Origin of the sequence: Terrabacter sp. BE26, assembly GCF_041941675.1 — a bacterium.
GTDB lineage: Bacteria > Actinomycetota > Actinomycetes > Actinomycetales > Dermatophilaceae > Terrabacter.
This window is the reverse complement of the sequence record NZ_CP090122.1, coordinates 407822-428852: the sequence shown is the minus strand read 5'-3', so window position 1 is coordinate 428852 and position 21031 is coordinate 407822. Positions and strand designations below refer to the sequence as shown.

Here is a 21031-nt window from a genome sequence, read left to right as displayed (position 1 = left end):
TGTCGGGAGCACTCCCTCCGGTCTGGCAGAATGGACGGCTGTACCCGTCCGGCCCCCTCTCGGCTGGACCGGACGCCTACACACCGAGCGTCGGCACCCCGGCTGAGCCCAGCCGGTCTCGCCGTGCTCATTACCTGTTGAGGAGACCGCCACAGTGGCTGTCAAGATCCGCCTGAAGCGCATGGGCAAGATCCGTGCACCGTTCTACCGCGTCGTCGTCATGGACTCGCGCACCAAGCGTGACGGCCGTGCGATCGAGGAGATCGGCAAGTACCACCCCACCGAGCAGCCGTCGCTCATCGACATCGACATCGAGCGCGCGCACTACTGGCTGAGCCAGGGCGCCCAGCCCACCGAGGCCGTCGCGGCCCTCATCAAGGTCGTCGACGAGGGCAAGCTCCAGACCAAGGAGCCGAAGACCCCGAAGAAGGACCTCTACGAGGCTGCGGTCGCTGCCGCCGGTGGCAAGAGCGACGCGGGCACCGACGGCCCGACGCCGCGCAAGAAGGCCGCGAAGAAGGCCGACGCGAAGACCGACGACGCGACCGAGGCCCCGGCCGAGGCCGCCGGCGACGAGGCCGCGAAGGCCGAGGCCTGAGCATGCTCGAGGAGGCGCTCGAGCACCTCGTCAAGGGCATCGTCGAGCACGACGACGACGTCGTCGTGCGCCGCAAGGAGCTGCGCCGCGGTGAGCTGCTCGAGGTTCGGGTCCACCCCGACGACCTCGGCCGGGTCATCGGTCGCTCCGGCCGCACGGCGAGCGCGCTGCGCACCGTCGTCGGCGCCCTCGCGGGCAACAACAACGTACGCGTCGACATCGTCGACACCGACCGCGTGCGCTGAGCGTCGTCCGAGCTCGACCTCCGTCGCACCCGACTCACCACGAGTCGCGACCGCGCCACCGACAGGGGCGTCCCGGATCTCCGGGGCGCCCCTGTCGCGTCTGCCCAGCCCTTCCTGCGCCGGTCTCGGGCCGCTGCGAAACCTGAGAGGATTCGGCCCATGAACGTCGTCCTCGCCCGCATCGGCAAGCCCCACGGTCTGCGGGGAGAGGTGACCGTCCAGCTGCACACCGACGACCCCGAGACGCGTTTCGCCGTCGGCACCGTCATCGCCACCGAGGCCGAGCCGGGCTCCGGTGTGCCGACATCGCTGACCGTCGCCTCGACGAGGGTCCACCGGGGCATCTGGCTGCTCACCTTCGAGGAGATCCCCGACCGCACCGGGGCCGAGAGCCTGCGGGGCACGCGCCTCGTGCTGCCCGAGTCGACGCCCGTGGCGGAGGACGAGGCGTTCTACGAGGAGGACCTCGTCGGGCTCGAGGTGCGCGACACCACCGGACAGCGGGTCGGGACGGTGAGCGGCCTCGAGATCGGCCCGGCGCAGGACCGCCTCGTCGTGACGCTCACCGACGGTGTCACGGCGTACGTCCCCTTCGTCAAGCGGATCGTGCCGACGGTCGCCGACGACCACGTCGTCGTGGACCCGCCGGCTGGCCTCTTCGACCTCTACCGCGAGGCCGCCGAGTGACCGTGCCCGACCCCGACGCGACGCGGCCGGTGATGCGCCTCGACGTCGTCTCGATCTTCCCCGACTACCTCGCGCCGCTCGAGCTCTCGCTCATCGGCAAGGCCCGCGAGGACGGCCTGCTCGACGTGCGGGTGCACGACCTGCGTGACTTCACCCACGACCGCCACCGCACCGTCGACGACACCCCTTACGGCGGGGGAGCCGGCATGGTCATGAAGCCGCAGCCGTGGTCGGAGGCACTCGACCACGTCCTGGCGCTCGACAACCCCTCCGCGGCCAAGCCGCACCTGGTCGTCCCGGGACCCGGCGGCCGGCCGTTCACGCAGGCGCTGGCGCGGCAGCTCGCGCTGGAGCCGTGGCTCGCGTTCGCGTGCGGTCGCTACGAGGGCATCGACGAGCGCGTCTACGACCACGCTCGCGAGGACCTCGGCCTCGAGGTCTCGGTGGTCAGCCTCGGCGACTACGTCCTCAACGGTGGCGAGGTGGCGGTGCTGGCGATGGTGGAGGCCATCGGCAGGCTCGTCCCCGGCGTCATCGGCAACGCCGAGTCGCTCGTCGAGGAGTCGCACGAGGACGGCCTGCTCGAGTACCCGATCTACACCAAGCCCAGCTCCTGGAACGGGCGCGAGGTGCCCCCGGTGCTGCTCTCGGGCAACCACGGCGCCATCGCGAACTGGCGGCACGAGCAGCGCCTCGTCCGCACGGCGGCGCGCCGGCCCGACCTGCTCCACGCCTCGCACGCCGGTCCGCAGGGCGGCGACCTCGAGATCTCGGCAGCCACTCCGGGTGACGTCCCCGAGCTCGCCGTCCTCCGGCGCGCCTGCGCGGCGACCGAGGTCGTCCAGACGGGGGCCCTTGACACCCCCGCGCTGCGCGAGACCCTCGACGACGTGCGGGCCGGCCTCGGGACGGGGCAGACCTGGGTCGCCCGCATCGCGGGCCGGCTCGTCGGCGCCGTCAGCACGACGCGCGCGTCGGGCACGTCGGCCACGGGCTCGTCGCCGACGGGCGACAGCTGGGTCGTCGAGCGCCTCTGTGTCGCCCCCGACCTGCAGGGCGGTGAGGTCGGGCGGCGCCTCCGGGAGCACGCGGAGTCGACGGCGCCGGACGGCATACGCACGCTCGTGCTGCGCACGAGCGCACCGGACGCCGACGAGCTGAAGCGGCTCAAGAAGGCCGGCTACCGTCTCGTCGACGCGCCGTCGGACGTCCCCGGCACGGTCACGCTGGCCAGGCGTCGCCGCTGACCTCTCGGGACGCTCAGGACACGAGCGCCATGCCGAGGTCGGCGGGCAGCAGCCTGCGGCGGCGGATGAGTCGCGCCTGGACCCCCGCGGTGATCGACTGGGTCGCCATGATCGCGAACAGCACGAGGACCTGGGCCGTGGCCGCCTGGATCGCGCTGCCGCCGCCGAGCATGACGCCGATGAAGGCTCCGGGCAGCGTCACCACTCCCGAGGTGCGGACCTGGTCGAGGCTCGGGAGGATGCCCTCCGGCACCCGCCTGGCGATGATCTCGTCGACCGCCTGGTCCGAGGTGAGGCCGAGCGACAGGCACGCCTCGTACTGCCCGTGCTCCTCGCGCAGGGCCGCGAAGGCACGCCGCCCGACGAGGGTGTGCACCGTCATCGTGTTGCCGATGACGATGCCCGCGATCGGGATGAGCGCGATCCCGGTCAGCGGGACCGCGCCGGTGGCGAGGATGACCGCGACGACGGGCACCACGCCGCACGCCATCGCCGCCGCGGCCCAGGGCCAGGTCCGCGGGGCGCCGACCCGTCTGGAGGTCGTGGCCACCGCCATCGTGAACATCGCGAGCACCGCCACGAACGAGAGCCAGAGGGATCCCACCACGGCCGTGATCACCAGTGCGACGAGCGTCAGCTGCACGACGGCCCGTCCTCCCGCGAGCGCCGACTGCCGGCCGAGCCCCAGCCCCCCGACGCGGTTGGCCACGACCGTGACCCCGAGGAGGATGAGGAGGCAGGCAACGACGGGCCAGCCGGGGGAGACGTTCACGTGGACACGCTAGGGCACGCTCGCGCGGTGCCCGCGACCCCCGCTCACGACCCTGCTCACGACCCTGTCGAAGATGCCGCACCGCGGCGTGGTCCCGTCGCCGATTTCCCCGTACGCGTCGTGCTCTGGCAGACTTGCTCCTTGCGTCCGGCACACGACGGCCCCTGCCACAGGGGGAGTCGGGTCACCAGCGTCTCGACCAGCTCGAGCGGTGACTCGACGCGGCCAGGCGGACGCGTCCATCTTCTGGTGACGAGGTGGCCTGTGGCACCCAGGAAAGCGAATCATCATGCACACGTTCGACGACATCAACGCGGCGTCGCTGCGCTCGGACGTCCCGGAGTTCCGCGCCGGTGACACCCTCAAGGTCCACGTCAAGGTCATCGAGGGCACGCGCTCGCGCGTCCAGGTGTTCCAGGGCGTCGTGATCCGTCGCCACGGTGGCGGCATCGGCGAGACCTTCACGGTCCGCAAGATCTCCTTCGGCGTCGGCGTCGAGCGCACCTTCCCGGTGCACACGCCGGTCATCGACAAGATCGAGGTCGTGACCCGTGGTGACGTCCGCCGCGCGAAGCTCTACTACCTGCGCGGCCTGCGCGGCAAGGCTGCCAAGATCCGCGAGAAGCGCGACAACGTTCCCGCCAAGGGCGCGGCCAAGGCCGGCGCCAAGAGCTGACGTCCTGCTGACGCAGACGTCCGTCTGACCACGCGAGGCGCGGTGGACCCCGAACAAGCCGTCCCGGAGAGCTCCGGCACGGCCTCCGACCCGGGGACCGCCGCGCCTTCGTCGCGCCTCGGCCCCGCCGGGGGAAGTGGCGCGGCAGACGCCGGAGGTGCGCGCGGACGTGCCGCCCGCCGCAACCGCTGGCTGCTCGGCCCCGCGGTGCTCCTGCTCGCGATCGTCGTCGTGCGCGCCTTCCTGCTGACGCCCTTCGGGATCCCCAGCGGCTCCATGCAGGACACGCTGCTCGTGGGGGACCGCATCCTGGTCAGCCGGCTGACGGCACCGCACGACCTGCACCGCGGCGACATCATCGTCTTCGACGCGTCCGACGCGTTCCACCTGAGCGCGCCCGACCGTGGCGTCCTGCAGACGCTCGCCGCGGCGGTGCAGAGCCTGACCGGCAGGGGCCAGCCCACCGACTACGTCAAGCGCGTCGTCGGGTTGCCGGGCGACCACGTGCGGTGCTGCGCGAGCGACGGACGCCTGGAGGTCAACGGCGTCGCGGTGACCGAGCCGTACGTCGCCCCGGGCCAGCGCCCGAGTGCCATGACGTTCGACGTGACCCTGCCTCCCGACCGGTTCTGGGTGATGGGCGACAACCGCGGTTCGTCCGCCGACTCGCGGGCGCACCTCGGCGACCCGGGAGGCGGCACGGTGCCCGGGGACGACATCATCGGCAAGGTATGGGTGCGATACTGGCCGCTGGATCGGCTCGGCCCGGTCGCCTCAGGACCAGTTGTCCCCGTTCCACGAAATGGTGAGTGATGTCGCAGTACACCGGACGCCCCGAAGACCCCACTCGCGGGCGTACCCCTGACGACATCGACGACCTGGACGACGACGAGGACTACGACGACCGGCCGCGCGGCTTCGGTGCCGCGCTGCTGGCCGGCATCAAGGAGCTGGTCATCGTCATCGTGCTGGCGATGGCGCTCTCGTTCGTCGTCAAGACCTGGCTCTTCCAGGCCTTCTACATCCCGTCCGGCTCGATGGAGAACACGCTCGTCAAGGACGACCGCGTCATCGTCAGCAAGCTGACCCCGGGACCCCTCGACCTCAAGCGCGGCGACGTGGTCGTCTTCGAGGACCCCGGTGTGCCCACCCCCTGGCTCAACAACCTCGGCGGGACCCACAGCACCGTGGGCGGCCCCTTCCACGACGCGCTGGTCTTCGTGGGCCTGCTGCCGGAGGACTCCGAGAACCACCTCATCAAGCGTGTGATCGGTCTGCCCGGAGACCACGTCCAGGCAGACGGTGACACCGGCAAGATCAGGGTCAACGGCGTCGAGATCACCGAGCCGTACATCAAGCCGGGCGACTACCCGAGTCAGGGCAAGAAGTTCAACATCACCGTTCCGGCCGGGCGCGTCTGGGTCATGGGCGACCACCGGTCCGACTCCTCCGACAGCCGCTGGCACGACGACGGCACGGGAGTGACGGGCTCGGTCCCCATGGACAAGATCGTGGGCCGCGCCCTGTTCATCGTCTGGCCGATCGACCACGTGACCTGGCTCGGCGTGCCCGAGCGCACCTTCGGACAGGTGCCGGCCCCGAGCTCGACGCCGGTCAAGAAGGCCGCGGTCAACCCGGCCCCGAGCGGCAGGCCGACCGCCTCGGCGACCAAGGTCGCGGCGGGCTGATCGGCGCCGGCTCCATGGCACCTCCGGCACCACCCTCGAAGAAGCCCTCGCTGCGCGTCGAGCGAGCGCTGCAGCGATCCGGCCATCGCCTGCTGGCCGGGATGGATGAAGTCGGGCGCGGCGCGCTCGCCGGCCCGGTCAGCGTGGGGGTCGTGGTCATCGACGAGACCGTGCGGTCGGCGCCCGTCGGCGTCAAGGACTCGAAGCTGCTGACCGAGAAGGCGCGTACCGCGCTCGTGCCCCGGATCCAGCGCTGGGCGGTCGCCCACGCCGTGGGCCACGCGGGGGCCGACGAGATCGACGCGATCGGCATCATGGCGGCCCTGCGCCTCGCCGGCAACCGCGCGCTGGCGACGCTCGGCGTCGTGCCCGACCTCGTGATCCTCGACGGCAACCACGACTGGCTGACGGCTCCCGGCGAGGTGGGGCTGTTCGCCTTCGCCGAGGAGACCGGGCCGACCACGCCGCCGGTCACCACGATGATCAAGGCCGACCTGAAGTGCTCCTCGGTGGCGGCGGCGAGCGTGCTCGCGAAGGTCGAGCGCGACGAGCTGATGGTGGCGCTGGGGGGCGAGCACCCGGCATACGGCTGGACGCTCAACAAGGGCTACGCCGCCCCCGAGCACATGGACGCGCTGGCACGCCTGGGGCCCTGCGAGCTGCACCGCCGATCGTGGCGACTGCCCGGCGTGCACACCGGCGAGCAGGTGGAGGTGTTCAATGAGGTGACGGAGACCATCGCTCCGACGCCCATGACGGCAGAGCAGACAGGAACGGCGATCAGGTGAGTTCGGAAGATCTCGAGAAGTACGAGACCGAGATGGAGCTCCAGCTCTACAAGGAGTACCGCGACGTCGTCGGCCTCTTCACCCACGTCGTCGAGACGGAGCGTCGCTTCTACCTCGCCAACTCGGTCGACCTCAAGGTGCGCAGCGACGGTGGTGAGGTCTTCTTCGACGTGACGATGGCCGACGCGTGGGTCTGGGACATCTACCGCCCGGCGCGCTTCGTCAAGAACGTCCGGGTCGTGACCTTCAAGGACGTCAACGTCGAGGAGCTGCCCAAGCCCGACATCAAGCTGCCCGAGAACGGCGACTTCTCCTGACGCCGTGAGGCCGTGAGGCGGGCGTTGTCCACACCCCCTTCCCGAGGAGGTATGCCGTCCACAGCCTCGCGCTCACGGGTGTCCCTGCCGGCGGCGCACCGGGAGGGTGGTCCGCATGGACCTCTCGACCCGCGCCCTCGGCGACTACGGCGAACGCCTCGCGTGCCGCTACCTGCTCGGCCAGGGCCTGACGATCCTCGACCGCAACTGGCGCTGCGTGCGCGGCGAGATCGACGTCGTGGCCGTCGACGGCCGGGAGCTCGTCGTCTGCGAGGTCAAGACCCGCACGACCGAGGCCTACGGTGCCCCCTTCGAGGCGGTGACCTGGTCGAAGCAACGGCGCCTGCGACGCCTGGCCGGCCTGTGGCGTGACGAGCACGACGAGCTCGCGCGTGGGCTGGCCCTGCGCATCGACGTGGTGTCGATCCTGCGTCCCCGATCGGGCCGGGCCCGCCTCGAGCACCTGCGCGGGGTCTGCTGATGGGCACGGGGCTGGGCCGCACGCGCTCGGTCGGTCTCCGCGGGGTCCTGGGCTTCGTGGTGGAGGTGGAGGCGCACGTGACGCCGGGCCTGCCGGGCTTCGCGATCAGCGGCCTCGGGGACTCCGCCGTGAAGCAGTCGTCGGACCGCATCAAGGCAGCGGCCGCCCTGATCGCCAAGATGCCGGTCAGCCAGCGGCGCGTCACCGTCAACCTCTCGCCGGCCGGGGAGCGCAAGGTCGGCACCGGCTTCGACCTCGGCATCTTCGTCGCCGTCGCCGCCGCGATGGAGCTCGTGCAGGTCGGCGTCGTGCGCGACGTCGTCCACATCGGCGAGGTCGGGCTCGACGGCACCGTGCGTCCGGTGCCCGGTGTGCTGCCCCTCGTCCGTGCGGCAGCGCTGGCCGGTGTGCGGCACGTGGTCGTCCCGGTGGCCAACGCGGGTGAGGCACGCCTGGTGTCCGGGGTGCAGGTGCACCCCGTTGCCGACGTCATGGAGCTCGTGCACCGCTACGACGCGCTCGGTCGTGGCCGGCCCGTCGACGAGGTCCCGGTGCCCGTCGTGGTGCCACCCGAGCCGCCGTCCGTGCGAGACCTCAGCGAGGTCGTGGGCCAGGCGGACGCGAAGCTCGCCCTCGAGATCGCCGCTGCCGGCGGGCACCACCTGCTCCTCGCGGGGCCGCCCGGGGCCGGCAAGACGATGCTCGCCGAGCGGTTGCCCGGGCTGCTGCCGGCACTCGACGAGGCCGAGTCGATGGAGGTCACGGCGATCCACTCGGTGCTGGGCGCTCTCGGGGATGGCGAGGACGTGCGGCTCATCTCGCGTCCCCCGTTCGTGGCACCGCACCACGGCGCCTCGCAGGCGGCCGTCATCGGAGGGGGCAGCGGCCGCATCCGCCCGGGTGCCATCACCCAGGCCCACCGCGGCGTGCTCTTCCTCGACGAGACGCCCGAGTTCGACAAGGGAGTGCTGCAGTCGCTGCGCACGCCGCTCGAGCGGGGTTCGGTCTCCATCGCTCGCGCGCAGGAGACCGTCACGTTCCCCGCGCGCTTCCAGCTCGTCCTGGCAGCGAACCCGTGCCCCTGCGGCAACGGATGGGGCAAGGGCCTCGACTGCACCTGCACGCCGATGATGCGCAGGTCCTACTTCGGCAAGCTGAGCGGTCCGCTGCTCGACCGCGTCGACCTGCAGGTGCACGTCCAACCTCCCGGCCTGTCCATGGCCGGTTCCGCGGCCGGCGAGTCCAGCGCCTCCGTCGCAGCCCGGGTGGCAGGTGCCCGCAGTGCGCAGGGGGAGCGATGGCGAGAGGTCCTCGAGAGCCGCCGCGGTGTCAACGCCGACGTGCCCGGCTCGGTGCTGCGCGGGCGGCCCTGGCGGTTGCCGACCTCGGCCACGGCGACGCTCGACCGGTCGCTCGAGAGCGGAGCGCTGAGTCTTCGGGGCTATGACCGGACGCTGCGGTGCGCGTGGACGATCGCCGACGTGACCGGGCTCCAGCGTCCGGGGCGCGACGAGGTCGACGTGGCCCTCTCGCTGCGACACCGGTCCGGGCTGGCGGCATGAGGTCGCACCTCCTCGGCACCCGGACCGCCGGCAACGGCGGCGACATCAACGCGCACATCGACGACGAGCACATCGACGACGAGCACACCGACGACGAGCACACCGACCAGGACAGCGACGACGACAGCGAGGAGGTGCGGGGTGGACGCTGACCGGTTCGCTCGTGCGACCTTGTCCCGGCTCGCGGAGCCCTGCGACAAGGAGGTGCGCACCCTCCTCGACGAGGTGGGCGCGGTCGAGGCGGTGGCGAGGATCCGCTCCGGCCGCGGGACCCTCACGAGGTTCCGGCCGAGAGTCGCCGCCCTCGACACGGAGCGCGACCTCGACATCGCCGCCAAGGTAGGCGCGCGGGTGGTGGTCCCCGGAGACGACGAGTGGCCCGAGCGGCTCGGCGGCATCCCCGTCCCTCCGTACTGCCTGTGGGTGCGCGGCCCGCTCGACCTCGCCGAGGCGGTCGAGCGATCGGTGGCCGTGGTCGGTTCGCGCACGGCGACCGCCTACGGCGAGCAGGTGGCGGCAGACCTCGCCGCGGGGCTGGCCCGTCGTGGCTGGACGGTGGTCTCGGGTGCCGCGTTCGGGATCGACGGCAGTGCCCACCGTGGCGCGCTGGCGGTCGACGGGGCCACCGTGGCCGTCCTCGCCGGCGGCGTGGAGCGGCCCTACCCCTCCGGTCACGCCACTCTGATCTCCAGGATCGCCCGAGACGGGCTCGTGGTCTCCGAGGTGGCGCCCGGGTCGGCTCCGATGAAGTCGCGGTTCCTGGCTCGCAACCGGCTCATCGCCGGGATGACGCGCGGCACGGTCGTGGTCGAGGCCGACCTGAGGTCGGGGTCTCGCAACACCGTCAAGCACGCACTCGAGGCAGGCCGCCACGTCGGGGCCGTCCCCGGACCGATCACCTCGATGACGTCCTCGGGTTGTCACCAGGAGATCCGCGACGGCCGGGCCGTGCTGGTGACAAGCACGGAGGAGGTCATCGACCTCGTCGGCGACCTCGGTGCCGATGCCTGTGAGCCGGCGCGCGGGCCGGTCCGCCCCGAGGACGGGCTCCCGCCTCTCGACGCGTCCGTCCTCGAGGCGGTCCCGTTCCGGTCCGCCCTGCCGCTGGACGCCGTCGTGCGTGCCGTGGCCCAGCCGCCGCTCGTGGTCCGCGCCGCACTGGGTCGGCTGGAACGGCTCGGCCTGGTCACCGAGTCCGCCGGCACGTGGCGCAAGCGTCCGCAGCGCCGCCTCACGACCGCTGGCTGACGATCCCACCGGCGCCGGCACCGGCGCCGGCACCGGCACGGATCGGCCTCGGGCAACGGACCCTCACCGGCTTGGGACGACGGGCACGCTTGCCAAGGGCGCCGCGGTTTGCGATGGTGCGGAAGTGACGGATGTGACGACGGCCGGTGAAGCGGCGGCGGAGGTGGCGGCGGATGTGCTTGAGCAGCACGCCGAGCTGCTCCACGCCTACGCCAGGCACCTGGGCGCTGAGCGCGGGCGCTCGGCACACACCCGCCGGGCCTACCTCGGCGATATCCGCCACCTGCTCGCGTTCGCGGCGGGACAGGGCATCGACACGATCGGGGACCTGCGCATCGGCGACCTGCGGTCATGGCTCGGCGCCCAGGCGGACGGAGGCGCGGCCCGCGCCACCATCGCCCGTCGGGCGGCCAGCGCCCGCACCTTCCTGCGCTGGGCCGAGCACACCGGGCGCATCGCCACCGACCCGTCCCTGCGGCTGGTCGCCCCCAAGCGGCAGGCCCACCTGCCCGAGGTGCTGCGACAGGGGGAGGCCTCCCAGCTGCTCGACCTGGCCGCCGCCCGCGCGGACGATGACGACCCCATCCACGTCCGCGACCGCGCGATGCTGGAGCTGCTCTACGCCAGCGGCATCCGCGTCGGTGAGCTCGCCGGCCTGGACGTCGACGACCTGGACGTTGTCCAGGACGTCGTCCGTGTCCTGGGCAAGGGGGCCAAGGAGCGCATCGTCCCCTTCGGCACCCCCGCGCGCCGGGCGCTCGAGTCCTGGCTCGCGGTGCGTTCTCGCCTGGTGCGCGACGACTCCGGGCCCGCGCTCTTCCTGGGCAGGCGCGGACGACGCGTCGATACGCGGCAGGTGCGTTCGGCGGTCCACGAGCTGCTCTCCCACCTGCCGGACGCGCCGGACCTGGGACCCCACGGCCTGAGGCACAGCGCCGCCACCCACCTGCTCGAGGGCGGGGCCGACCTGCGCATGGTGCAGGAGATCCTCGGCCATGCCAGCCTCGCCACCACCCAGATCTACACCCACGTGTCGGTCGACCGGCTGCGGCGCAGCTACGAGCAGGCCCATCCGCGCGCCTGACGCCGCCTCCCAGCGCTCAGGCGACCGGGAGCAGGACCACTCGCGCTCGACCGACGCGTGAGAGCGGGTCCAGGTAGGTCTCCCCGCGCAGCACCCCCCAGTGGAGGCACGTTCGGGGCGCGCAGTGGCCCGGCGTCACCGTCACCGCGCCGACGCCCTGTCCACGACTGACGGCTGTGCCCACGGGCACCGTGGCGACCACCGGCTCGAAGGTGCTCCGCAGCCCGCCCTCGTGTGAGACCACGACCACCGACCGACCGGCGACCACGCCGGTCCACGTGACCTGGCCGTCGGCGGGGGCGAGCACCGACCGGCCGACTGGCGCGGCGAGGTCGACGCCGCGGTGTCCCGGCAGCCACGGCTGGTCCGGCCGGTCGAAGCGCCGCACCACCTCGGGGCGAGGATCCAACGGCCACACCCAGCGGCCCGACGTCGTCACGGGACCGACCCCCCGCCCACTGGGGGTGACGGGCGAGGGGGCGCCGGCAGAGACGACGCCGGCGGGGACGACCCCGGCCGTGGTCACCGACGCGGCAGCCAGCACCGCCGCAAGGAGTCCCGAGCCGATCGACATGTCCCCATCGTCGGTCCCGTCCGCCCCACCCGGGCGCGCCGCCCTGCGGCTGTGGACAACCGCCGAGGCAGCCCGGCAGGTGTGGACCGGCGCGCCGTCACTCGACGGGCCGGAGGCTGGCCCGCCCGACGGCGGCCAGGCGGCGGCTCGCCTCGACGAGGACGTCGTCCTGCTTGCAGAAGGCGAACCGGACCAGGGTGCGCGCCGCCTCCTGGTCGTCGTGGAAGACCGAAACGGGCACGCCCACGACGCCAGCGAGCTCCGGAAGCCGGCGCGCGAACTCCAGCCCGTCCACCGCGCCGAGCGGCGCGGCATCGGCGACGACGAAGTACGTACCCGCCGGTCGCGCCACCTCCAGCCCCGAGGCGGTGAGCGCCGAGCACAGCAGGTCACGCTTGGCCTGCAACGAGTCGCGCAGTCCGGCGTACACGTCGTCACCCAGCCCGAGGGCCAGCGCGACGGCCGGCTGGAAGGGCCCCGACGCGACGTACGTCAGGAACTGCTTCACCGTCCGCGCCGCCGCGACGGCCGCGGCCGGCCCCGAGAGCCAGCCGACCTTCCACCCGGTCGCGGAGAACGTCTTGCCGGCGGAGCTGATGGTGATGGTGCGCTCGAACATCCCGGGCAGCGTCGCCATCGGCACGTGTTCCGCGCCGTCGAAGACGAGGTGCTCGTAGACCTCGTCCGTCACGACCCACGCGTCGTGCTCGCGCGCCAGCTCGGCGACGAGCTCGAGCTCCGCGCGGCTGAAGACCTTCCCCGTGGGGTTGTGCGGGGTGTTGAGCAGCACGAGCCGGGTCCGTGACGAGAAGGCAGCCCGCAGGGACGCCTCGTCGACCGCGAAGTCGGGGAACCGCAGCACCGACGTGCGACGTGCGGCGCCGGCCAGGGCGATGGTGGCGGCATACGAGTCGTAGTAGGGCTCGAAGGTGACGACCTCGTCACCGGGCTCGCACAGCGCGAGGACGACCGAGGCGATCGCCTCGGTCGCGCCGGCCGTGACGAGGACCTCCGACGCAGGGTCGAGCGTCAGCCCGTAGAAGCGCTGCTGGTGCGCGGCCACCGCCTCGAGCAGCTCGGGCACGCCCGCGCCCGGCGGGTACTGGTTGCGCCCGGCGTCGATGGCGCCCTTCGCCGCCTCGAGCATCTCCCGCGGCCCGTCCGTGTCGGGGAAGCCCTGTCCCAGGTTGATGCTGCCGGTCCGCTGCGCGAGGGCCGACATCTCGGCGAAGATCGTGGTGCCGAAGGGCTGCATCCGGGAGATCAGCGGCGTGCTCATGGCCCGAGCGTAGCCACGGGCCCCGTCGACCACACGGTGCGGACAGGGACGATCCCACCCGGTCAGGGGTCCGGGTGGGATCGCCACCTGCTCCATCGGTGGCGACCCTGCAAGCGTTACACCTCGGCCCTGACCTGATCGAAAAAGCTCCGGGCGTATGCCGTCCGGCTCGCTCAGGAGCCCCCCGCGCCCGCCGCCCCGGCGCCGGCCACGGCACCGGCCACGGCACTGCCGAGGCCGCAGCCGATGATGCGGTAGAGGGTGTACTCGCCGTCGGTGCGCACGGCCACGACGCCGCCGACCTTCCCGAGGTCCTTCAGTCCGGAGGACCGTTCGGGCTTGTCGAGCCAGTAGACGTGCGGCGAGTCGATGGCCCACCGCACGTTGTTGCGGGCCAGCGCCTCGCACACGTCGGGCCGGTGCGCCATGTCGTCGAACCCCGTGCCGATGACGATCTGGTCGCCGGTCGTCGGGATGGGGATGGAGCGGTAGAGGGTGTTCGTCCCGAAGAGCGGCCACATGAGTGGCGAGCCGTTCTCGGGGCGACCCACCACCCCCTGGCCGGCCGGGATGAGGGCGGCCAGCCTGCCCAGCGACGCCTGCTCGGTCTGGCTGAGGATGACCTTCTGTGGCTGGTTCGGCCGGAAGAAGCCGGTCAGCATGTCGTCCCTGGCGCCGCCGTTGAGCCCGAGGGTCAGGGCCGGGATGACCAGGCCGCCGATGACCGCGGGCACCAGCGGTCGCCGGCCGAGCGCCGGAACGCGGCTCAGCAGGTCGCGCACGGCCGGCGCGGAGGCAGCGACGAGCACGACGCCGGGCACGGCGGCCAGCGAGGCCAGCCGCACCTTGTCGTTGTACCAGTAGCCGGTCACGAGGGCGGTCCACGACATCGTCGACGACGCCGCCAGCACGTAGAGCGCCACGCAGGCCAGCCACATGGCCACGACCGGGAGGGCGGCTCGCGCGCGCAGCACGATCCAGCCGATCCCCAGCGCGAGAAGGACGAGCAGGCCCCAGAGCACGTCGAAGATCAGCACCCGGCCCCCGACGACCTCCACCAGCGCCGTCCAGACCGACACCTTGTCCTTCCACTGGTAGGACTGCGTCGAGGCGAGCTGGGCCGAGACGGCCGGGGCGGCCACGAGCCCGGCGGCCACGACCACGGCCACGACCGCGAGGTCCCTCGCCACCTTGGGCCAGGTGATGTGGTGCAGCAGCCCGGCGCGCAGCCGGGCGGTGACGAACCACACGAGCGCGAAGACGACGAGCGCCACGAGCGCGTTGGGCTGGATGAGGGCGAGGCCCGGCATGGCGGCAGCGAAGGCCAGCCACTGGCCGACCCGCCCCGAGCGCGCCGCCTGGAGCATGAGCGCCAGCGCTCCGGGGGTCAGGGCGGTCGCCATGAGGTTGGGCCACAGCACGCCCCAGCCGAGCAGGGTCGTCGGGAAGGCGATGAACGCCGCCGAGGCCAGCCCGGCGGCATACGTCACGAGGCGCGAGGTGCCGAGCGCGTGCCGGACGAGCGCCACGCAGCCGACCGGCCACGCCACGGCGGCCAGCACGATGGTCGCGATGTTGGTGCCCGGGAGCACGCCGGCGGTGCCGGGCAGCAGGCCCGTTGCCACCCACGAGTGGAAGCCGTTGGGGTAGAAGGTCGGGTTGGCGATGGAGAAGTTGCCGGTCTCGAGGAACGTCTTGATCCGGCCCAGGTGGTAGACGGCGTCGGGGGAGTCGACGAGCTCGTCGGGCCGGCCCATCGCCGGCAGGATCGTCGCGAGCCCGAGCACCGCACCGATGGCGATCGCGACGACGGCATCTGGTCGCGGGCGCCCGAGGAGACGGCGGGCGGGATGCAGGTCGGCGTCGTGCCGTCCGAAGAGCCGTCTCGCCAGCCAGGCCACGACGACCGACAGGAGGGTGACGACGACGAGGGGCAGCATCCCCCAACGCACCCCCAGGCGCTGGGCCACGGTGGCCCAGGCGGCGATGAGACCCGTCGAGACGGCAGGTGAGACGGCCAGGGCCTCGAGCCCGCGGGCACCGAGGGCGCGCACGACGAGCCAGCCGGGCAGGAAGAGCACCACCGTGAGGACGACGAAGGTGGGGATCGTGTCCTGCCAGTACGCCATGCGGGCCATTGTGGCGGGTCACCGCGATTTCACCACGACCCGGGTCACCCCGTAACATGGGCTCCGGTCTCGTGTGCTCACGCGCACGCGGCCGTAATTCGCGCGTCTTCTGCTGGTCCGCCGGACCGGGTCGCACCACGGCAGTCCCCACCTCGCGGTGGGGCGGGGTGCGTCAGGCGCCAGGAGTGAGGTCGTATGCCGTCCGCCGTGTCACGTTCTCCACGTGTCCGCCGGGTGCCAGCGCCCACGCACAACTGACAACAACGACACAAGGGAGAACACGGCAATGGCCGTCGTCACCATGCGCCAGCTCCTCGAGAGCGGCGTCCACTTCGGGCACCAGACCCGTCGCTGGAACCCCAAGATGAAGCGCTTCATCATGACCGAGCGCAACGGCATCTACATCATCGACCTGCAGCAGTCGCTGACGTACATCAACAACGCCTACGAGTTCGTCAAGGAGACCGTCGCCCACGGCGGCACGATCCTCTTCGTCGGCACGAAGAAGCAGGCCCAGGAGCCGGTTGCCGAGCAGGCGACCCGCGTCGGCATGCCGTACGTCAACCACCGCTGGCTCGGTGGCATGCTCACCAACTTCCAGACGATCTCCAAGCGCCTCACGCGCCTCAAGGAGCTCGAGGAGCTGAACTTCGACGACGTGGCCGGCTCGGGCTACACGAAGAAGGAGCTGCTCATCCTCAAGCGCGAGAAGGACAAGCTCGAGAAGACCCTCGGCGGCATCCGCACGATGGCCAAGGTCCCCTCGGCCGTCTGGATCGTCGACACCAAGAAGGAGCACCTCGCCGTCGACGAGGCGCGCAAGCTCGGGCTGCCGGTCATCGCGATCCTCGACACGAACTGCGACCCCGACGAGGTCGACTACAAGATCCCCGGCAACGACGACGCGATCCGCTCCGTCACGCTGCTGACCCGGGTCATCGCCGACGCCGTCGCCGACGGCCTGGTGCAGCGCTCGTCCGGCAAGTCCGGCGCCGACACGCAGGCCGAGGAGCCGCTGGCCGAGTGGGAGCGCGAGCTCTACGCCGAGGCCGCCGCCACGACCGAGGTGCCCGTCGAGACCCCCGTCGAGCCGGTGTCCCCCGAGGTCGCCGCCGAGCTCGCGGTCGAGGTTCCGCCAGAGGCCCCCTCCGCCGAGGTTCCGGTCGAGGCCCCGGCTGCTGACGCGACCGCCGGTGCCGAGCAGGCCTGAGCCTGCCGGTCCGACGCCCGAGCACCACAGTCAATCTCCACTGACGAAAAGAGCGATACAGAGCATGGCGAACTACACCGCCGCTGACATCAAGGCGCTGCGTGAGCAGACCGGCGCCGGCATGATGGACGTCAAGAAGGCCCTCGACGAGGCCGACGGCGACCGCGCCAAGGCCATCGAGATCCTGCGCGTCAAGGGCCTCAAGGGCGTCACGAAGCGTGAGGGCCGCTCGGCCTCCAACGGTCTCGTGGCGGCCTCGGCCACCGACGGCGTCGGAACCCTCGTCGAGGTCAACTGCGAGACCGACTTCGTCGCCAAGGGCGAGAAGTTCATCGCCCTCGCCGACCAGGTCCTCACGCAGGCCGTCGCCGCCGGCGCGACCGACGCGGACTCGCTCCTCGCGAGCACGCTCGAGGACGGCAAGACCGTCAAGGAGCTGCTCGACGAGGCCAACGCCACCATCGGCGAGAAGATCGAGGTTCGCCGCGTGGCCCGCCTCGAGGGCGAGAAGGTCGTCTCGTACCTCCACAAGACGAGCCCCGACCTGCCCGCGCAGATCGGTGTCCTCGTGGCCCTGGAGGGCGGCGACGAGACGGTCGGTCGCGACGTCGCGATGCACATCGCGGCCTTCAGCCCCACCGTCCTGACGCGTGACGAGGTCCCGGCCGAGACGGTCGAGAACGAGCGCCGCGTCGCCGAGGCCACCGCCAAGGAGGAGGGCAAGCCCGAGGCCGCCCTTCCCCGCATCATCGAGGGTCGCGTCAACGGCTTCTTCAAGGAGAACGTCCTGCTCGAGCAGGCCTTCGCCAAGGATGCCAAGAAGACCGTCGGCAAGGTGCTCGAGGAGGGCGGCGCCTCGGCGACGTCCTTCGCGCGCTTCCGCGTCGGCCAGTGAGGTCCTGACCCCTCGGGTCACCACACGACGTATGCCGGTCGCCCCGTCGGGGCGGCCGGCATCGTCGCGTCCGGCGGACATGCGCTGACTCAGGGGGCTCAGCTGCTCTTCGTCTGCCCCCTCCTTCACACGATCTCCACACGTCGCACCCTCGTCCGACCCGGAGCCGCTCCTAGGCTCGGGGACATGGAACAGGGGTATGCCGCACTGTCGCCGCGCGCGGGCGAGCCGACGTTGCTCGTCGTCGAGGACGACCAGACCATCAACCAGGCCGTCACTGATCGCCTTGTGGCAGAAGGATTCCGCGTCGTTCAGGCGTTCGACGGCCCCAGCGCCGTAACGGCCCACGCAGACCACGCGCCCGACCTCGTGGTGCTCGACGTCATGCTCCCCGGCTTCGACGGGCTCGAGGTGTGCCGCCGCATACAGGCCACCCGCCCGGTCCCGGTGCTCATGCTGACCGCCCGCGCGGACGAGACCGACCTGCTGGTCGGGCTCGGGGTCGGCGCCGACGACTACGTGACGAAGCCCTTCCGCCTTCGCGAGGTCGTCGCCCGCATCCGGGCCCTGCTTCGCCGTGTCGAACGGGCGCGCGAGCTGGCCACTGCACAGCCACCGGTCCTCGCCGTCGGAGACCTCAGCGTCGACCGCGGGACCCGTCGGGTCGCCGTCCGGGGGAGCGAGGTGCACCTGACCCCACTCGAGTTCGACCTGGTGCTGGCGCTCGCGGCGGAGCCCGGCGCGGTCCGCGCCCGCGACGAGCTGATGCGAGAGGTGTGGGGGTGGGCCGACGCCACCGGCACGCGCACCCTCGACAGCCACGTCAAGTCCCTGCGCGCGAAGATCGGGGCCGCCCGCGTGCGGACCGTCCACGGCGTCGGCTACGCGTTGGAGGCCGCCGAGCCCATCAGCAGCGCGCCGGTGGGCGAGGAACGGCGGTGAACCCGGAACGGCCCCTCGACGGCGTCCGCTCCATCAAGGCCAAGCTCGGGCTGCTCGTCGCGACGAGCATCGTGGCGGCCGCGCTCGTGTCCACCATCGGCGACCGGGCCGGGGTGCCGGGGTGGTTCACCCTGCCGGTGACCGTCGCGGCGGCCCTCGGGGTCACGCAGTGGCTCGCGCGCGGCATGACCTCGCCGCTGCGCGAGATGACCGCGGCGGCGGCGGGGATGGCCACCGGCGACTACTCCAGGCGCGTCACGGCCACGTCGGCCGACGAGGTCGGCATCCTCGCGCACGCCTTCAACACGATGGCCGCTGACCTCGCCGGGGCCGACTCGCAGCGTCGCCAGCTCGTGGCGACGGTGTCGCACGAGCTGCGCACCCCCCTCGCGGCGCAGCAGGCACTGCTCGAGAACCTGGTCGACGGGGTGGTGCGGCCGGACGACGCGGTGCTGCGATCGGCTCTGGCGCAGGCTGAGCGCCTCGGCGGCCTCGTCGGGGACCTGCTCGACCTCAGCAGGGTCGACGGTGGACGCACACCACTGGTGGTGGCGCCCGTGGACGTCCGCCAGCTCGCCGAGGCCGCGGTCGCCGAGGCGGGCGTCTCCCGGCGCGGCACCGAGCACGTCGTGGACGTGCCGGCCGGCCTGCACGTCACGGCGGACGGCGCCCGTCTCCGGCAGCTGCTGGCCAACCTGCTCGACAACGCCGACCGCCACAGCCCTCCGGGCGGACGCGTCACCGTGAGCGCGGGACCCGAGGGGCCTGACCGCTGGTGGCTGCTGGTCGCCGACGAGGGGAGCGGCATCCCGGCCGAGAACGCCGAGCGCATCTTCGACCGGTTCGGCTCGGGCGACGACGCCGGTGGGGGCACGGGCATCGGCCTCGCCATCGCCAGCTGGGTCTGCGAGCTGCACGGCGGCTCCATCGTCTCCGTCCCCCCGCCGCCGGGCGAGCACGGCGCGCGCCTGCGTGCCGTGCTGCCACGATGCCCACTGCCATCGGCGGCGGACGTCCCCGACCCGGCCACCACCATCTCCATGACCCAGCCCACCGCGTCGGACCTGCCGGACGCGCCACACGCTCAGGAGCCCTTCGTGACCGCGACCCCGCCGACACCCGCCACTGCCGGGGCGCCGGTCGTGGACTCGCTCTTCGGCGACCTCTGGCCCGAGGCCGGGCTCGCGCCGCAGGTCCGACTGCTGCTGCTCTGCGTGGGGGTCGGCATCGTCTCGGCCGTCGTGCTGCCCTACCGCAACATCGGGCTGGCGCTGTTCGGCGTGCTCGTCCTCGGGGGAGCGGTGCTGTGGCGCACGACGCGACGGCCTCACTCCCGGTGGACCGCCCTGACGGGCGTCCTGTGCGTCTCGCTCGCCTCCCTGTCGGTGCTCCGTGCCGCCGAGTGGCTGACCGTCCTCGCGGTCGTGCTCGGCATCGTGCTCCTCACCACCGCGCTGACGGATGCCAGGCGGCTGCTCCCGCTGGTGGCCGGGGTGGCCTCCTGGCCGCTCGCCGCCGTCCGGGGCCTGCCGCTGCTGGGGCGGACCGTCGCCGCCACCAGCCGGATCCACGTCCTCTGGCCCGTCGTGCGCACGGCAGCCGTCTCGCTCGTGGCCCTCGTCGTCTTCGGGGGCCTGTTCGCGTCAGGCGACGCGGTGTTCGGCTCCTGGGCCGGGGCGCTCGTACCGCACCTCGCCATGGACGGCCTGGTCTTCCGCACCTTCGTCGGGTTCGTCATGGGCGGTGCCCTCCTCGCGGCGGCCTACGTGGCGCTCAACCCGCCGCACGTCGAGCGCGTCGTGCTGCCCGGCGGCCGACCGGTCACCCACCCGTGGGAGTGGCTCGTCCCGGTCGGCCTCGTCGTCGCCCTCTTCCTCGCGTTCGTCGTGGCGCAGGCCACGGCCCTCTTCGGCGGCCACGCGTACGTGCAGCGCACCACCGGTCTGACGTATGCCGACTACGTCCACCAGGGCTTCGGCCAGCTCACGGTGGCCACGCTCCTCACCGTGTTCACGGTGGCGCTCGCCGCCCGGAAGGCGCCGCGCGCGACGTCGCACGACCGGCTCGTGCTGCGGATCGCCCTCGGCTCGCTCTGCGCCCTGACGCTCCTCGTCGTCGCGTCCGCGCTGCACCGGATGGACCTCTACCAGCAGGCGTACGGCTTCACCGTGCTTCGGGTGGTCGTCGATGCCTTCGAGCTGTGGCTGGGGCTCCTGGTCGTGCTCGTCCTCGTGGCCGGCGTGCGGCTCTCGGGCTGGTGGCTGCCCCGGGCGGCCCTCGTGTCGGCGGCGGCGTTCGTGCTGGTGGGAGGGCTCGTGAGCCCCGAGGCCTGGGTGGCCGAGCGCAACCTCGACCGCTACTCGGCGACCGGCAGGATCGACCTCGACTACCTCCGCTCTCTCGGCCCGGACGCGGCGCCGGTGATCGCCGCCCGCCTCTCCGCCCCGCTCGCCCCATGCCTGCTGCACCTGGCCATCGCGACGCCGCCGGACGATCTGCTCGGCTGGAACGTCGGTCGTGCACGCGCGCGGCAGGTGGCGTCGACCGCTGCAGCCGGGCAGGACCCGGGCTCGTGCACGACATGGCTAGGGGGCGGACCCCTGCGCTGA

22 protein-coding genes are annotated in these 21031 nt (G+C 72.4%); 18 read left to right on the top strand and 4 right to left on the bottom strand.

Annotation, left to right across the window (positions count from 1 at the left end; all coding sequences use genetic code 11):
* Positions 1–154 precede the first annotated feature (154 nt).
* The 4 genes from rpsP to trmD all read left to right on the top strand — a co-directional run bounded on the left by rpsP (position 155) and on the right by trmD (position 2777).
* On the top strand, positions 155–598 hold the full coding sequence (gene rpsP / locus LQK93_RS02025) for a 30S ribosomal protein S16 (protein ID WP_374969914.1): 444 nt from the start codon (positions 155–157) through the stop codon (positions 596–598).
* A gap of 2 nt (positions 599–600) precedes the next feature.
* A complete protein-coding gene (locus LQK93_RS02020; RefSeq protein ID WP_374969913.1) occupies positions 601–843 on the top strand; it encodes an RNA-binding protein in 243 nt (80 codons plus the stop codon).
* Between the two features lie 159 nt (positions 844–1002).
* Positions 1003–1530 carry a ribosome maturation factor RimM gene (rimM, locus tag LQK93_RS02015; RefSeq protein WP_374969912.1) on the top strand — a complete coding sequence of 176 codons (528 nt, stop codon included), beginning with the start codon at positions 1003–1005 and terminating at the stop codon, positions 1528–1530.
* Positions 1531–1562: 32 nt separating this feature from the next.
* Entirely contained in the window at positions 1563–2777 is a 1215-nt protein-coding gene (gene trmD, locus LQK93_RS02010; protein WP_374971434.1) for a tRNA (guanosine(37)-N1)-methyltransferase TrmD, read from the top strand.
* Positions 2778–2790: 13 nt separating this feature from the next.
* On the opposite strand, the gene LQK93_RS02005 is transcribed toward trmD, so the two are convergent.
* On the bottom strand, positions 2791–3549 hold the full coding sequence (locus tag LQK93_RS02005) for an ABC transporter permease (protein ID WP_374969911.1): 759 nt from the start codon (positions 3547–3549) through the stop codon (positions 2791–2793).
* A 289-nt stretch (positions 3550–3838) separates the two neighbouring features.
* Between LQK93_RS02005 and rplS the strand changes: the two genes are divergently transcribed.
* The 10 genes from rplS to LQK93_RS01955 all read left to right on the top strand — a co-directional run bounded on the left by rplS (position 3839) and on the right by LQK93_RS01955 (position 11393).
* A complete protein-coding gene (gene rplS / locus LQK93_RS02000) occupies positions 3839–4225 on the top strand; it encodes a 50S ribosomal protein L19 (RefSeq protein WP_374969910.1) in 387 nt (128 codons plus the stop codon).
* A 42-nt stretch (positions 4226–4267) separates the two neighbouring features.
* Positions 4268–5038, top strand: coding sequence for a signal peptidase I (lepB, locus tag LQK93_RS01995; RefSeq protein WP_374969909.1), 771 nt, complete (start codon positions 4268–4270; stop codon positions 5036–5038).
* Entirely contained in the window at positions 5038–5913 is an 876-nt protein-coding gene (lepB, locus tag LQK93_RS01990) for a signal peptidase I (RefSeq protein ID WP_374969908.1), read from the top strand. Before lepB (LQK93_RS01995) ends, lepB (LQK93_RS01990) begins: the two co-directional genes overlap by 1 nt.
* Before the next feature lie 14 nt (positions 5914–5927).
* Positions 5928–6701, top strand: a complete 774-nt coding sequence (locus tag LQK93_RS01985) for a ribonuclease HII (protein ID WP_374969907.1) — start codon at positions 5928–5930, stop codon at positions 6699–6701.
* Positions 6698–7018 carry a DUF2469 domain-containing protein gene (locus LQK93_RS01980; RefSeq protein ID WP_343992546.1) on the top strand — a complete coding sequence of 107 codons (321 nt, stop codon included), beginning with the start codon at positions 6698–6700 and terminating at the stop codon, positions 7016–7018. The genes LQK93_RS01985 and LQK93_RS01980 overlap by 4 nt, the downstream gene beginning before the upstream one ends.
* Before the next feature lie 115 nt (positions 7019–7133).
* On the top strand, positions 7134–7499 hold the full coding sequence (locus LQK93_RS01975; RefSeq protein WP_374969906.1) for a YraN family protein: 366 nt from the start codon (positions 7134–7136) through the stop codon (positions 7497–7499).
* Positions 7499–9061 carry a YifB family Mg chelatase-like AAA ATPase gene (locus tag LQK93_RS01970; protein ID WP_374969905.1) on the top strand — a complete coding sequence of 521 codons (1563 nt, stop codon included), beginning with the start codon at positions 7499–7501 and terminating at the stop codon, positions 9059–9061. The genes LQK93_RS01975 and LQK93_RS01970 overlap by 1 nt, the downstream gene beginning before the upstream one ends.
* Positions 9058–9213, top strand: a complete 156-nt coding sequence (locus tag LQK93_RS01965; protein ID WP_374969904.1) for a hypothetical protein — start codon at positions 9058–9060, stop codon at positions 9211–9213. Before LQK93_RS01970 ends, LQK93_RS01965 begins: the two co-directional genes overlap by 4 nt.
* Positions 9203–10309 (top strand): DNA-processing protein DprA, encoded by a 1107-nt coding sequence (gene dprA, locus LQK93_RS01960; RefSeq protein WP_374969903.1) that lies wholly within the window; start codon positions 9203–9205, stop codon positions 10307–10309. The genes LQK93_RS01965 and dprA overlap by 11 nt, the downstream gene beginning before the upstream one ends.
* Positions 10310–10472: 163 nt before the next feature.
* Positions 10473–11393, top strand: coding sequence for a tyrosine-type recombinase/integrase (locus LQK93_RS01955; RefSeq protein WP_374971433.1), 921 nt, complete (start codon positions 10473–10475; stop codon positions 11391–11393).
* A gap of 16 nt (positions 11394–11409) precedes the next feature.
* Here the strand turns inward: LQK93_RS01955 and LQK93_RS01950 are convergent, their stop codons facing one another.
* The 3 genes from LQK93_RS01950 to LQK93_RS01940 all read right to left on the bottom strand — a co-directional run bounded on the left by LQK93_RS01950 (position 11410) and on the right by LQK93_RS01940 (position 15375).
* Complete coding sequence (locus LQK93_RS01950) at positions 11410–11967, bottom strand: M23 family metallopeptidase (RefSeq protein WP_374969902.1); 558 nt, start codon at positions 11965–11967, stop codon at positions 11410–11412.
* 97 nt (positions 11968–12064) lie between these two features.
* Complete coding sequence (locus LQK93_RS01945; protein ID WP_374969901.1) at positions 12065–13246, bottom strand: pyridoxal phosphate-dependent aminotransferase; 1182 nt, start codon at positions 13244–13246, stop codon at positions 12065–12067.
* A 173-nt stretch (positions 13247–13419) separates the two neighbouring features.
* Complete coding sequence (locus LQK93_RS01940; protein ID WP_374969900.1) at positions 13420–15375, bottom strand: DUF6541 family protein; 1956 nt, start codon at positions 15373–15375, stop codon at positions 13420–13422.
* 286 nt (positions 15376–15661) lie between these two features.
* Here LQK93_RS01940 and rpsB point away from each other — a divergent pair, with 286 nt between their 5' ends.
* The 4 genes from rpsB to LQK93_RS01920 all read left to right on the top strand — a co-directional run bounded on the left by rpsB (position 15662) and on the right by LQK93_RS01920 (position 21031).
* A complete protein-coding gene (rpsB, locus tag LQK93_RS01935) occupies positions 15662–16585 on the top strand; it encodes a 30S ribosomal protein S2 (RefSeq protein ID WP_374969899.1) in 924 nt (307 codons plus the stop codon).
* Between the two features lie 64 nt (positions 16586–16649).
* Positions 16650–17480, top strand: coding sequence for a translation elongation factor Ts (tsf, locus tag LQK93_RS01930; RefSeq protein ID WP_374969898.1), 831 nt, complete (start codon positions 16650–16652; stop codon positions 17478–17480).
* 186 nt (positions 17481–17666) lie between these two features.
* Positions 17667–18422 carry a response regulator gene (locus LQK93_RS01925; RefSeq protein WP_374969897.1) on the top strand — a complete coding sequence of 252 codons (756 nt, stop codon included), beginning with the start codon at positions 17667–17669 and terminating at the stop codon, positions 18420–18422.
* Positions 18419–21031 (top strand): DUF4153 domain-containing protein, encoded by a 2613-nt coding sequence (locus LQK93_RS01920; protein WP_374969896.1) that lies wholly within the window; start codon positions 18419–18421, stop codon positions 21029–21031. Before LQK93_RS01925 ends, LQK93_RS01920 begins: the two co-directional genes overlap by 4 nt.

Coding starts and splice junctions, on each gene's coding strand:
- rpsB (WP_374969899.1), top strand. CDS start 15,662: ATGGCCGTCGTCACCATGCGCCAGCTCCTCGAGAGCGGCGTCCACTTC.
- LQK93_RS01985 (WP_374969907.1), top strand. CDS start 5,928: ATGGCACCTCCGGCACCACCCTCGAAGAAGCCCTCGCTGCGCGTCGAG.
- LQK93_RS01950 (WP_374969902.1), bottom strand. CDS start 11,967: ATGTCGATCGGCTCGGGACTCCTTGCGGCGGTGCTGGCTGCCGCGTCG.
- LQK93_RS01970 (WP_374969905.1), top strand. CDS start 7,499: ATGGGCACGGGGCTGGGCCGCACGCGCTCGGTCGGTCTCCGCGGGGTC.
- LQK93_RS01925 (WP_374969897.1), top strand. CDS start 17,667: ATGGAACAGGGGTATGCCGCACTGTCGCCGCGCGCGGGCGAGCCGACG.
- LQK93_RS01945 (WP_374969901.1), bottom strand. CDS start 13,246: ATGAGCACGCCGCTGATCTCCCGGATGCAGCCCTTCGGCACCACGATC.
- lepB (WP_374969908.1), top strand. CDS start 5,038: ATGTCGCAGTACACCGGACGCCCCGAAGACCCCACTCGCGGGCGTACC.
- rplS (WP_374969910.1), top strand. CDS start 3,839: ATGCACACGTTCGACGACATCAACGCGGCGTCGCTGCGCTCGGACGTC.
- LQK93_RS01940 (WP_374969900.1), bottom strand. CDS start 15,375: ATGGCGTACTGGCAGGACACGATCCCCACCTTCGTCGTCCTCACGGTG.
- LQK93_RS01965 (WP_374969904.1), top strand. CDS start 9,058: ATGAGGTCGCACCTCCTCGGCACCCGGACCGCCGGCAACGGCGGCGAC.
- tsf (WP_374969898.1), top strand. CDS start 16,650: ATGGCGAACTACACCGCCGCTGACATCAAGGCGCTGCGTGAGCAGACC.
- LQK93_RS02020 (WP_374969913.1), top strand. CDS start 601: ATGCTCGAGGAGGCGCTCGAGCACCTCGTCAAGGGCATCGTCGAGCAC.
- trmD (WP_374971434.1), top strand. CDS start 1,563: ATGCGCCTCGACGTCGTCTCGATCTTCCCCGACTACCTCGCGCCGCTC.
- rimM (WP_374969912.1), top strand. CDS start 1,003: ATGAACGTCGTCCTCGCCCGCATCGGCAAGCCCCACGGTCTGCGGGGA.
- LQK93_RS01975 (WP_374969906.1), top strand. CDS start 7,134: ATGGACCTCTCGACCCGCGCCCTCGGCGACTACGGCGAACGCCTCGCG.